The sequence below is a fragment of the Ochrobactrum chromiisoli genome (assembly GCF_026241335.1).
Lineage (GTDB): Bacteria > Pseudomonadota > Alphaproteobacteria > Rhizobiales > Rhizobiaceae > Brucella > Brucella chromiisoli.
In genome coordinates this window covers 1,293,177-1,305,663 of record NZ_JAPHAV010000001.1, presented here as the reverse complement: position 1 = coordinate 1,305,663, position 12,487 = coordinate 1,293,177, and the positions used below count along the sequence as shown (strand labels likewise).

Sequence of the window (12,487 nt, the reverse complement as noted above, 5' to 3'; positions counted from 1 at the left end):
AAGCCAGATTTGAGGAGAATGAGGGGCAATATGGAAAGTATGACTGCAACTTTCTCAGCCAAAGCGATTTCCTTTCAAACTATGATGCGCCGCTCAGTGGCCGCATTTGCAGCCCTCGCTGTGGCTGTGACAGGCATATCGCCTGCAGAGGCGCAATCGCGCGGCGGCGGTGTTCCGATTGTTCGCGATGCTGAAATTGAAGCGCTGGTTGCAGATTACGCCGCCCCCATTCTCAAAGCAGCAAAACTTGGCGGACGCGGTGTCCGCGTCATCCTGGTCAATTCGCAGAGTTTCAACGCCTTCGTTGATGGTCGCCGTATTTTTATCAATACCGGTGCAATCATGCAGGCGGAAACGCCCAATGAAATCATCGGCGTGATTGCGCATGAAGCGGGCCACATTGCAGGTGGTCATCAGGACCGGCTGCGTGAACAATTAAGCCGCGCACGCACCATGGCCGTTATCGGTATGCTTTTGGGTGTTGGGGCGGGTGTTGCAGGTGCAGCAACCGGTAGCAGTGCTGCTGCTGGCGCTGGTGGGGGCATTGCTATGGGCAGTTCTGAAATGGCAATGCGTAGCCTGCTCAGCTATCAGCGCACCGAAGAAATCACCGCAGATCGGCTGGCTGTGAATTATCTCAATGCAACAGGCCAATCCACGAAGGGTATGCTGGATACGTTCCAGCGTTTTGCATCTGCGCTTTCGCTTTCCGGCACGCAGATCGACCAGTATCGCATCAGCCACCCGCTGCCGCGCGAACGCATTGCCAATCTTGAGGAGCTTGCGAAGAAGAGCCCGAATTTCAACAAGGTCGATTCACCCGCTCTCCAGCTCCGACATGACATGGCGCGCGCCAAGATCGCAGCCTATTCCAATAATATGGGCGCATTGCAGCGCATGTTCCGCGCCAATCCCGGCGGCTTACCCGCCCGATATGGCAACGCGATTACAACTTATCTGAACGGTTCCGCACGCTCCGCAATACCAAAATTCGAAGCGCTGATTAAAGAACAACCGAAGAACCCGTATTTTCAGGAAATGATGGGAGAAGTTCTGATCAAGGCGAACAATCCAGAAGCTGCTGCCAAGGCTTTCGAGCGCGCAGTCTCGCTCGATACACGCAAATCGCCATTGCTTCGCATGAGCTATGGTCGTGCCTTGATGCTCACGGGTAACAAAACCAATATGCCTGCGGCCATCAGAGAATTGAAAGCCGGCATCGCTGCGGACCCGGAATTCCCCGGCGGATATGGGTTTCTGGCGCAAGCCTACGGCCAGTCAGGGGACATGGCACGCGCAGACCTTGCGACCGCGGACATGAACTATTATTCCGGGAACCTACAACAGGCGCAGATATTTGCGATCCGTGCGCAAAAACAGCTTAAGCGGGGAACGCCCGACTGGTTGCGTGCGCAGGATATTATCAACGCAAAGGCAAAAAAATAATCAGCACAGACGCTATATCAGCTAGGCTTGGCATCGATGTCCTGCACAGCTTTTCAGCACGTAAGAAAGTGAAAGTTATGAAGAACGTGATTTTGGGCTCGATCGCTGGTGGCGTTGTTGGTGCCGCAGCCCTTGCTCTGGGTTTTTATGCAGGCAGTACAGCCAATCAGGCCGCGCCGGTAGCCCCTGTCGTCGCGAGGGCTAACCCCGCAATGACCCAACAGGGCATTGAGAACATTATTCGCAACTATCTGTTGCAGAACCCTGAAATCATGGTCGAGGTGCAGACGGCGCTTGAAACCAAGCAGGCAGAGGCCGCGCAGGAACAGGTCAAGCAAATCCTGGCTTCCAGCAAAGACCAGCTCTTCAATCCAGCGCATGATGCTGTGTTTGGCAATCCAAACGGTGATGTCACTGTTTATGAGTTTTTCGATTATAACTGCGGCTACTGCAAACGTGCCCTGCCCGACATGGAAGCCATTCTCAAAAACGATCCGAATGTGCGCTTCGTGATGAAGGAATTCCCAATTCTCGGCCCGGATTCCATGCGTGCACATGTCGTGGCACAAGCTTTCAGAGCTTTGATGCCCGAAAAATACGTCGAATATCATGAGCTTCTTCTCGGTGCACAGGAACGCGCAACGGAAGCGTCTGCGATAGCTGACGCGGTCAAGCTCGGAGCGGATGAAACACAGCTTCGTGAAAAGATGAAAGATCCAGCCATCACCAAGGCTTTCCAGGCAACCTATCAGCTTGCCCAAAAGCTCAACATCACCGGAACGCCGTCTTACATCATCGGAAACGAACTTGTTCCGGGTGCAATTGGTGCCGAAGGTTTGATCGAAAGAATCGCAGCCGCACGCTCGGCAAACAAAAGCTAGCCTGATTGAGATCGCATCTTCTTGATTTTCGAGGACGCGCAATCACTTAATCAGAGCGTATAAATGACTATTTTTGCCACATATTGCGTTCATTCCACAAAGAATAGCGGGAAAAACGCGGTGGTGAAACATTAGCATTGATTTAGAGGGTTTCAGCTTGCGTCTAAGCCCTCTATATGAAATGCGAAGTGTAGTCGAAATTTCGTAATAGGCCCGTAATCCACAACGGATGAACATGGTAAAAACGGTTTTTGTTCTGAATGGTCCCAATCTCAACCTTCTGGGGAAGCGCGAGCCGGGTATCTACGGTGTGGCAACGCTCGATGATATCGAAGCGAGCTGCAAACGTGAATCTGAACAATGGGGCCTTGCTATCGATTTTCGCCAGACCAATTATGAAGGTGAGCTGGTGAGCTGGATTCAGGAAGCAGGCGAGAAAAACGCCTATGTCCTGATCAATCCGGCTGCATACAGTCATACTTCGGTTGCTATTCACGATGCCATCCGCTCGGCCAAGGTTACGGCTGTGGAAGTGCATCTTTCTAATATTCATGCGCGTGAAGCTTTCCGGCATCACTCCTATGTCTCCGCAGTCGCCAAAGGCGTTATCTGCGGCTTTGGCGCGGAAGGATACCTGCTCGGCCTGCGCGCACTCGCGGCAATTGCCAAAGAAGAAGAAAACAACGGGCAAGCGTAAAGGGGCCTGATATGTCCAGCAAATCATCCGTCATCGACAAAGAAACAATCCGCGATCTCGCGGACATTCTCAATGAAACCGACCTGACCGACATTGAAGTCGAGCATGGCGATCTGCGTATTCGCGTTTCGCGCAAGGTAACGGTTCAGGCGGCTGCCACCGTGATGCAGGCAGCACCCGCCGCGGCCCCAGCACCTGTCGCTGCTGTTGTTGCCACAGAGCCAACCAAGGCTGAACTCAGCAAGAACGCTGTTCCTTCACCAATGGTCGGCACCGCCTATCTGGCGCCTGCTCCCGGCGCACGCAACTTCATCGAAGTTGGCACACAGGTTAAGGAAGGCCAGACCCTTCTGATCATCGAAGCCATGAAGACCATGAACCAGATCGCCGCTCCGCGCGCCGGTACAGTCAAGGCTATTCTGATCGAAGATGCACAGCCCGTCGAATTCGGCGAGCCGCTGGTCGTCATCGAATAAGACGACGATTTGGTCAGAAGAATTTCGGCTTATTCAATGAACGGGCAGCAAAGCGCAATGTTTCAAAAGATACTCATAGCCAATCGTGGCGAAATCGCTCTTCGCGTGCTCAGGGCTTGTAAAGAACTGGGCATCAAGACGGTCGCAGTTCATTCCACGGCAGACGCCGATGCGATGCATGTTCGCCTTGCGGACGAAAGTGTGTGCATTGGACCGCCTCCATCACGCGACAGCTATCTGAATATTCATCAAATCGTTGCCGCTTGCGAAATCACAGGCGCGGATGCAATCCATCCGGGCTACGGCTTCCTGTCGGAAAATGCTAAGTTTGCTGAAATTCTTGAAGCACACGGCATTACCTTCATCGGACCAACCTCTTCGCATATCCGTATCATGGGCGACAAGATTGAAGCCAAGCGCACGGCTAAGCGCCTTGGCATTCCAGTCGTTCCGGGTTCAGATGGCGGTGTAACCGACGAAAACGAAGCCAAGCGCATCGCAAAAGAAATCGGCTATCCGGTCATCATCAAGGCATCCGCCGGCGGTGGTGGTCGCGGCATGAAGGTTGCACGCACCGAGGAAGACCTCTCAGTCGCTCTCTCAACCGCTCGTACCGAAGCGGGTGCGGCATTTGGTGACGATGCAGTCTATATCGAGAAATATCTCGAAAAGCCGCGTCACATCGAAGTTCAGGTGATGGGCGATGGTGCAGGCAATGCAATCCATCTGGGCGAACGCGACTGCTCGTTGCAGCGCCGCCACCAGAAGGTTTGGGAAGAAGCCAATTCCCCAGCGTTGAACGCTGAAGCACGTGACAAGATCGGCATGGTCTGCGCCAATGCTGTTGCCGACATGGGCTATCGCGGTGCTGGCACGATTGAGTTCCTATATGAAAACGGCGAGTTCTATTTTATCGAAATGAACACCCGTTTGCAGGTGGAGCATCCGGTTACCGAAGCGATCACCGGCATTGATCTCGTACACGAGCAGATCCGTGTGGCAGCAGGTCTCGGTCTTTCGGTCAAGCAGGATGAAGTCCGCTTCTCCGGTCATGCCATTGAATGCCGTATCAATGCGGAAGATCCGCGTAACTTTACGCCCTCACCGGGTCTGATCACGCATTACCATACGCCGGGTGGCCTTGGCATTCGTGTGGATTCGGGCGTCTATTCCGGCTACCGCATCCCGCCTTACTATGACAGCCTCATCGGCAAGCTCATCGTTCATGGCCGCAACCGCGTTGAATGCATGATGCGTCTGCGTCGCGCACTTGATGAGTTCGTGGTCGATGGTGTCAAGACGACCCTGCCCCTGTTCCAGGACCTGATTTCCAATCAGGACATCGCCAATGGCGACTACGACATTCATTGGCTGGAAAAATATCTGGCCAAGCAGTCTGAAACACCAGGTGCATAAGTAAAGTGACCGCAGGAGCTTCCCCGGACGACTATTCAATCGACCCGGAGTTGCTCCTGCGGGCCTACGCCACCGGAGTTTTTCCGATGGCAGAAGAAGCGGATGACCCGGAGATTTTCTGGGTTCGTCCTGAAAAACGCGGCATCATCCCGCTTGATGGCTTTCACGTTCCGAAAAGCCTGCAAAAAACCATCCGGCAAGCAGTTTTTGAAATCCGTCTCGACAGCGATTTCGAGGGAGTTATCGACGGCTGCGCAAGCGGCACCGGCGAACGAGCACGCACATGGATTAACGGGCCAATTCGCGAAGCTTATGGTCAGCTTTTTGATGCCGGTCATTGCCACACCGTTGAAGCGTGGCATGAGGGTAAGCTCGTGGGTGGACTTTATGGCGTTACGCTGGGACGCGCTTTCTTTGGCGAGAGCATGTTTACGCGCAAGCGTGACGCATCAAAGGTCTGCCTCGCTTTTCTGGTGGAACATCTGAAGCGGCAGGGCTTTGTGCTGCTCGATACCCAGTTCACGACCGCGCATCTTGAGCGCTTCGGTGCGATCGAAGTCCGGCGCAAGAAATATGAAAAGCTGCTCGAAGACGCGCTTCAGGGAACAGCTTTATTCTGAATCTCAAGATTATTTGCGTTGATCAGGCGGCGGGACGTCAGAAGACTGCTTGCAGTTCTTCAGCCATACGTCATAAATCGGGTGTTCAACGGCGTTCAAGCCAGGACTATCCGCAAACATCCAGCCTGTAAAAATCCGGCGGATTTTTCGGTCAAGTGTGATTTCATCAACTTCGACAAAGGCATCTGTGCGCGGTGCCTCATTCTCAGTGCGAGAATAGCAAACCTTGGGCGTTACCTGCAGCGCACCAAATTGCACTGTCTCATTGATATAAACATCAAAGGTTGTGATGCGCCCAGTGATCTTGTCCAACCCCGAAAATTCGGCAACAGGATTGGAAATGCGCTCTGCATAGGCTGTATTAAAGCTCAATGTACCAGCGAGAGCTGTGAGCAAAGCGAGTTTCGCAGCACTCATTATCCAGTTCTTTCCGTTAACAGCCGTGCCGGGAGAATGCTTCGTCAAAACGGATATCCGTACAATCTGGTTAAATATAGAGCCGCAATCGTTTCTAATCGCCAATTGTGACGATTCGTAGCCCAGCTGCAAGCAACAATGCTTCGCAAACATCTATCCTCAGGGCTTTTGCAGTATGACGCTAAAGAAAAAGACCGGCGGTAAACCACACGCCGATCTTTTCATAAAACTTAGCTGCCCGGTGTCCAGGCATCGTATTCGCCGGTCACGCGCGGGCGTTCCGCAGGCTGCGTTCCCGGAATCGCGATAGCACCTTTTGGACGATAAGCCAGCGGCGAACCTGTCAGGTTCTGCAAATGTGGCTTCTGCCAGTCGCGCGGCTTGTAATCTTCCTTGCTTGGCGGTGTATCAACACGGTGATGCATCCAGCCATGCCAGCCCGGAGGAATAGCACTTGCTTCCGCATAGCCATTGAAAATGACCCAGCGGCGTGTACGACCTTCAGAGTCTTTACCACCCTGATAGTAAATATTGCCGAACTCGTCTTCACCAACCCGTTCGCCTTTGCGCCAGGTATGAAAGCGGGTGCCAAGTGTCTGGCCATTCCACCATGTGAAGACTTGCGTAAGAAATTTCTTCATGACCTATCCAGATCCGTTATTGCCACAGGCAGTAAAACTGCCGGGTTTTCAACGCTTATGGCCCTATCAAACGCGCAACGCAAGGGGCAAGTTGCCGCTGTCACAAGAGTATGAAGCGGCAGCAACGCGTTCCTACATGCTCCAGCCTTCAAGAGACTTTTCCATAATCAGCACCGGTTCCTTGCAATTGGGATCACCCCAATCTTCACTGCGCCCAACCCGCGCATAGCCTTTGCGCTCATAGAAACGAACCGACTTTTCATTGCGCTCAATCACTTCAAGGCGCATCGTGTTCACACCCGGGAAAGCCATTTCGACTTCTGCCAGAAGCATTGTGCCGATGCCCTGTACCTGCGCTTCGGGGCGCACATAAAGCTGGTGCAGCGAGGCTTTGCCTTCTCCGGTCTGGCTTGCAAAAGCCATTCCATCGATACCGCCCTCGCCGTTATCTGCAACGATAAATTCCGAATATGGCTTCTTGAGATTGGCTTTGAGTGCTGCAACCGAGTGCCATTTTCCGGTAACGGCGTCGACCGTCTCCCGGCCAAGAACGTCATCGAAGGTCGCATGCCAAGTCGAAACCAGCAACTCGTGCACAGCCTTCAGATCGGCCTCACTGGCGCTGCGAACCCACATTATTCTTCAATCCCAAGCTTGGACTTAACCAGATCATTGACGGCCTGCGGGTTGGCCTTGCCGCCTGTTGCCTTCATCACCTGACCAACGAACCAACCCGCCATGCTTGGCTTGGCCTTGGCCTGTTCAACCTTGTCCGGGTTGGCGCTGATAATATCGTCAACGGCTTTCTCAATCGCACCGGTATCCGTGACCTGTTTCATACCGCGTTCTTCAACGAGGCTCTTCGGATCGCCACCTTCATTCCAGACGATCTCAAAGAGTTCCTTGGCAATCTTGCCGGAAATTGTTCCGTCCTTGATCAGATCGATGATGCCGCCCAACTGCGCTGGCGAAACAGGCGATTCTTCAATGTCCTTGCCAGCCTTGTTCAATGCGCCAAGAAGATCATTGATGACCCAGTTTGCAGCCAGCTTGCCGTCACGACCCTCACTCACCGCTTCGTAATAGTCTGCAATTGCCTTTTCCGAGACGAGAATCGAAGCGTCATAAACCGAAATGCCGAGCGTTTCGACCAAGCGGTCTTTTTTGACATCGGGTAACTCAGGCAAATCAGTGGCAAGCGCATCAACGAAAGCCTGATCGAATTCGAGCGGTAGAAGGTCGGGGTCCGGGAAATAGCGATAGTCATGCGCTTCTTCTTTTGAGCGCATCGAACGGGTTTCGCCCTTTACAGGATCAAACAGGCGGGTTTCCTGATCGATTGAACCACCGTCTTCCAGAATAGCAATCTGTCGACGTGCTTCAACTTCAATCGCCTGACCAACAAAGCGGATCGAATTGACGTTCTTGATTTCGCAACGCGTGCCGAATTCACCGCCCGGACGACGAACGGAGACGTTCACATCAGCGCGCATCGAGCCTTCGTCCATATTGCCGTCACAGGTGCCGAGATAGCGAACAATCGTGCGCAGCTTGGTCAGATAAGCACGTGCTTCGTCAGACGAACGCAGGTCTGGCTTGGAAACGATTTCCATCAGCGCCACACCGGAACGATTCAGATCGACATAGGACATGGTTGGATGCTGGTCGTGCAGCGACTTGCCCGCATCCTGTTCGAGATGCAGACGCTCAATGCCGATCTCAACATCTTCGAACTGGCCCTTGTTGTCAGGACCAACGGAGATCATGATCTTGCCTTCGCCAACAATCGGCTGCTTGAACTGCGAAATCTGATAGCCTTGCGGCAGATCGGGATAGAAATAGTTTTTGCGATCAAAAACCGACTTGAGATTGATCTGCGCATTCAGACCAATGCCTGTACGGACAGCCTGTTTGACGCATTCAAGATTAATCACCGGCAACATGCCTGGCATGGCAGCATCAACCAGAGATACGTTGGCATTCGGATCAGCACCAAAGGATGTGGAGGCACCGGAGAACAGCTTCGACTCGGACGTAACCTGCGCATGGACTTCCATGCCGATGACCACTTCCCAGTCGCCAGTTGCGCCAGAAATGAAACGTTTTGGTTCAGGTATACGCGTATCGATAAGGGACATGCTGGCTCGCAAATATTCGGATTGAGCTAAAAACGGATTGCATACTGGCTAGAACAAAGCCCTCAACGATGCAAGCTTTTCGGCCAATCAATTGCAGGAGATGAAACGAAAAAGGCCGCGCATTGCGCGGCCTTCTGATAAAGTGGGCGTGAAAAGAATTAAGCCTCGTCGGACTTTTCTTCTGCCTTCTTCTTAGGAGCGGCCTTCTTCTTAGGCGCAGCCTTCTTGGCTGGCTTTGCTTCCGAAGCTGCATCTTCGTCTTCTGCGGTCAGCTCTTCCTTCGAGACCTTCTTGTCGGTCACGTTGATGTTTGCGAGCAGATGGTCAACGACCTTTTCTTCAAAGATTGGCGCGCGGAGGTTCGCAACGGCATCCGGCGTCTTGCGCAGGAATTCGTAGATTTCCTTTTCCTGACCTGGGTAGCGGCGTACCTGATCAAAGACAGCGCGCTGCAGTTCTTCTTCAGAAACTTCTACGCCAGCCTTTTCGCCGATTTCGGAGAGAACCAGACCGAGACGAACGCGACGTTCAGCAAGCTTGCGATACTCTTCGCGAGCAGCTTCTTCCGTGGTTTCTTCGTCTTCGAAGGAGCGGCCAGCCTGCTGCAGGTCGAAGTTGATCTGCTGCCAGATGTTGTTGAATTCGGCTTCAACAAGCTTTTCCGGGGTTTCAAACTGGTAATCGCCATCAAGCGCGTCAAGAATCTGACGCTTTACCTTCTGACGGGTGATCTGTCCGTACTGGCTTTCGATCTGTTCGCGAACAACCTGACGCAGACGCTCAAGCGACTCAATACCGAGCTTCTTAGCGGTTTCATCGTCGAGAACGAGTTCGCCAGCCTTTTCAACGCCTTTTACGGTGATGTCGAAGGTTGCTTCCTTACCTGCGAGGTGCGCCGCACCGTATTCAGCAGGGAAAGTTACGTTGATAACCTTCTCGTCGCCAGCCTTGAGGCCAATAAGCTGCTCTTCAAAGCCAGGAATGAACTGTCCCGAACCAAGAACGAGCTGCGCATCGGTGTCTGCGCCGCCTTCAAATGGTTCACCATCGAGCTTGCCGAGATAGTCGATCGTTACGCGATCTTCGTTTTCGGCCTTACCCTTCTTTGCTTCAAAGGTACGGGTCGAAGCAGCAACGCGCTTGACCTGTTCGTCAACTTCTTCTTCCGAAATATCGACGACTTCACGGGTGACAGCGATCTTCGTGAAGTCCTTGACTTCGATCGTTGGCAGAACTTCGTAGGTCAGCGAGAAAACGAAATCGGCCTTGCCGTCGAGAACCTTTTCAGCTTCTTTTTCGTCTTCCGACATCGAAACGACGGGCTGCGTTGCCGACTTTTCGTTGCGGTCCGCAAGAATCGAACGCGACGAATCGTTGAGGATTTCGTTCACGATCTCAGCCATGAAGGACTTGCCGTAGGTCTTGCGCAGGTGTGCCGTTGGCACCTTGCCTGGACGGAAACCGTTAATCTTGGCGCGACCACGCGCAGTTTCGAGCCGCTCAGAGAGCTTGGCTTCGAGATCTCCGGCCGGAACCACGACTTTAATCTCGCGCTTCAGCCCTTCATTGAGCGTTTCGGTAACCTGCATGTTCAAACCTTCACTTCTTGTCATTGTCCCGCCGTTGCCGGCCTATGTGCCTTGTCGCGGGAGAGAAATTCTGTTGCCTTGCAGCAGTTGGTGCGGATAGAGAGCAGCCGCACCTAACCCCATCTATTGATTTTGTTACACAATATCCACCAATCCGGTAGGCTTGTATCCCATTTTGTGTCACTGTGCGTAACGCAAGATTGCGCTGCAAAATCACACGTTGGCGCACCTACTACAATCACAGCCGACAAAAGACAAGATCGGAATGAATTCCAGCCAATTCAAGGCCGAATTTTATAACACCGAAGAGATGTCATTAGTGAAAATCAGGTCGGAAAATGACTGCCGATGTTACGCGAACAACAGCCGCCATTAATCCACATCATTTCCACATCGAAAAAATGCAGAGTTGACTAATTCATAAAATGAGAACATTTTAGGAACATTCCCCTAATTGCGGAATATGTTCCTTAGTGCCTATGTACTCGGGACAGGTTTCGTGCGCCCTGTTTTCTGGAGTTTGAAATGCGCCTGCCTGAGACGATTGAACGGCTGTATCTCGACTTTGACGGCTTCTTTGCTTCGGTCGAGCAGCAGTGCGACAAGCGGCTACGAGGTCGGCCAATCGGTGTTGTTCCGTTTGAAGGCACCAATAGAACCGCCGTGATCGCCTGCTCTAAAGAAGCGAAAGCGCTGGGCGTGAAGAATGTGATGCCAATCAAGGACGCGCTGCGGGTTTGTCCGGATCTCATTCTCGTGCCACAGAAACCAGACCTATATCGTCGCGCTCATAATGCCCTGCTCTGCGAGATTGAAACCGTCATTGCGATTGATACGGCAAAGAGTATCGATGAGCTGACGTGCGTACTGGACGATAGTGGCAAGCGTGATCCTGAATTGCTATCAGCACGCATCAAGGCCGCTATCGCTGACAACATCGGGCCATATATCACCAGCTCGATTGGTTTTGCAGCAAACCGCCAGCTGGCGAAGATCGCGTGCAAGGCTGGGAAAGACGAAAGTAAACGTCACGGCAGTTATGGCAACGGCCTTGCGATCTGGCATCCGGCATCGATGCCAGCACCCTTACTGAAAATCCAACTGGAAGACATTCCGGGCATTGGATCGAGCTTGGCGCAACGGCTTTACAAAAACCGCGTGTACACGACAGAACAGCTTTACGCGTTGCAACCGAAGCACATGCGCAAGATCTGGAACAACGTGAACGGTGAGCGGCTTTGGTATGCCCTGCATGGATATGACATCCAAGCGCCAGAGCAACAGCGCGGCATGTTTGGCCATGGGCGCGTGCTGCCGCCAGAATCCCGCAAGATCGACGGCGCTTACGAAATCTCACGCCTCTTGCTGACAAAAGCCGCACGTCGCCTGCGCCGCGAAAACTTCTACGCTGGAGGTCTATGGCTCTGGCTTTCGATCCATGACGGCTCATGGCTGGGCAAACAAGGGCTATCCGTCGTGAATGACGATCAAGCAATCTTGGCTGGCCTTAATGCACTCTGGAACCGTGTCCGCCGCGAATTTCCTAGAGGAACCACGATCTTCCGGGTCGGCGTCACCCTGTATGATCTATCGCCAGCCGACGAGCGCCAAATCGATCTGCTCAACAATGACGATCATCTGCGCCAGAAATGGGAACGCGCAAACGGTGCCGTCGATAAACTCAACAGCAAATATTCCGGCACCATCGTCAGCATGGGGGAATGGAAGCCACCGGCAGGCGGACACGTAGGCGGAAAGATCAGTTACACCCGCATACCATCCGCTGAGGACTTTTGGTGATGGGAAACTGGAAAACGACAATCAAAGTTGGCGATCTGGCAGATGATCAAAAGCTGGAGTTGATCTGCCGGAAGTGTAACCGTTTAGCCTACACCGATAAGATATTGCTCTGCGAGACTGTTGATCGGTCGCAACTCTATCTCGATCAGATTGAGAGCATGGCACGTTGCAAGGGGAGAGGCTGCAAAGGCACAATGCGCCTTTCCATGGTGCGCCTCAAAGAAATGAGCGGGTTTGTGGGTGGTCTGGCATGAGCGGATACGGAACCGATGATGGCCGTGTTTCCAAGCCCGGCGGCAAGTGGGAGCATTGGTGCGATGCTGACGAATGCAAGGCATGGGGCACATACGGTTACAAAACGAAGTA

The 12,487-nt window shown here is 53.0% G+C and carries 13 protein-coding genes; 8 read left to right on the top strand and 5 right to left on the bottom strand.

Features of this window, described 5'->3' with window-relative positions:
• Positions 1 to 30 precede the first annotated feature (30 nt).
• From OPR82_RS06490 to aat, 6 genes are all read left to right on the top strand, one after another.
• Complete coding sequence (locus OPR82_RS06490; RefSeq protein WP_265983744.1) at positions 31 to 1,446, top strand: M48 family metalloprotease; 1,416 nt, start codon at positions 31 to 33, stop codon at positions 1,444 to 1,446.
• A 77-nt stretch (positions 1,447 to 1,523) separates the two neighbouring features.
• Positions 1,524 to 2,327 (top strand): DsbA family protein, encoded by an 804-nt coding sequence (locus OPR82_RS06485; protein ID WP_265983743.1) that lies wholly within the window; start codon positions 1,524 to 1,526, stop codon positions 2,325 to 2,327.
• 235 nt (positions 2,328 to 2,562) lie between these two features.
• The gene (gene aroQ / locus OPR82_RS06480) at positions 2,563 to 3,024 is read left to right on the top strand and encodes a type II 3-dehydroquinate dehydratase (RefSeq protein ID WP_265983741.1); all 462 of its coding nucleotides are present in this window, start codon (positions 2,563 to 2,565) and stop codon (positions 3,022 to 3,024) included.
• 11 nt (positions 3,025 to 3,035) lie between these two features.
• A complete protein-coding gene (gene accB, locus OPR82_RS06475) occupies positions 3,036 to 3,500 on the top strand; it encodes an acetyl-CoA carboxylase biotin carboxyl carrier protein (protein WP_265983740.1) in 465 nt (154 codons plus the stop codon).
• A 57-nt stretch (positions 3,501 to 3,557) separates the two neighbouring features.
• A complete protein-coding gene (gene accC, locus OPR82_RS06470) occupies positions 3,558 to 4,916 on the top strand; it encodes an acetyl-CoA carboxylase biotin carboxylase subunit (RefSeq protein WP_265983739.1) in 1,359 nt (452 codons plus the stop codon).
• Positions 4,917 to 4,966: 50 nt separating this feature from the next.
• On the top strand, positions 4,967 to 5,536 hold the full coding sequence (gene aat, locus OPR82_RS06465; RefSeq protein ID WP_265983885.1) for a leucyl/phenylalanyl-tRNA--protein transferase: 570 nt from the start codon (positions 4,967 to 4,969) through the stop codon (positions 5,534 to 5,536).
• A gap of 9 nt (positions 5,537 to 5,545) precedes the next feature.
• Here aat and OPR82_RS06460 read toward each other — a convergent pair whose 3' ends face one another.
• From OPR82_RS06460 to tig, 5 genes are all read right to left on the bottom strand, one after another.
• Positions 5,546 to 6,001 (bottom strand): DUF2155 domain-containing protein, encoded by a 456-nt coding sequence (locus OPR82_RS06460; RefSeq protein ID WP_265983737.1) that lies wholly within the window; start codon positions 5,999 to 6,001, stop codon positions 5,546 to 5,548.
• Between the two features lie 182 nt (positions 6,002 to 6,183).
• Complete coding sequence (locus OPR82_RS06455; RefSeq protein ID WP_265983735.1) at positions 6,184 to 6,594, bottom strand: NADH:ubiquinone oxidoreductase subunit NDUFA12; 411 nt, start codon at positions 6,592 to 6,594, stop codon at positions 6,184 to 6,186.
• A gap of 132 nt (positions 6,595 to 6,726) precedes the next feature.
• Complete coding sequence (locus tag OPR82_RS06450; RefSeq protein WP_265983733.1) at positions 6,727 to 7,230, bottom strand: GNAT family N-acetyltransferase; 504 nt, start codon at positions 7,228 to 7,230, stop codon at positions 6,727 to 6,729.
• Positions 7,230 to 8,732: an Asp-tRNA(Asn)/Glu-tRNA(Gln) amidotransferase subunit GatB gene (gatB, locus tag OPR82_RS06445; protein ID WP_265983731.1), complete on the bottom strand. Its 1,503-nt coding sequence runs from the start codon at positions 8,730 to 8,732 to the stop codon at positions 7,230 to 7,232. The genes OPR82_RS06450 and gatB overlap by 1 nt, the downstream gene beginning before the upstream one ends.
• Before the next feature lie 158 nt (positions 8,733 to 8,890).
• Positions 8,891 to 10,321: a trigger factor gene (tig, locus tag OPR82_RS06440; RefSeq protein ID WP_265983884.1), complete on the bottom strand. Its 1,431-nt coding sequence runs from the start codon at positions 10,319 to 10,321 to the stop codon at positions 8,891 to 8,893.
• 525 nt (positions 10,322 to 10,846) lie between these two features.
• Here tig and OPR82_RS06435 point away from each other — a divergent pair.
• On the top strand, positions 10,847 to 12,121 hold the full coding sequence (locus tag OPR82_RS06435; RefSeq protein WP_265983729.1) for a Y-family DNA polymerase: 1,275 nt from the start codon (positions 10,847 to 10,849) through the stop codon (positions 12,119 to 12,121).
• A complete protein-coding gene (locus tag OPR82_RS06430; protein WP_265983728.1) occupies positions 12,121 to 12,375 on the top strand; it encodes a hypothetical protein in 255 nt (84 codons plus the stop codon). The genes OPR82_RS06435 and OPR82_RS06430 overlap by 1 nt, the downstream gene beginning before the upstream one ends.
• Positions 12,376 to 12,487 lie beyond the last annotated feature (112 nt).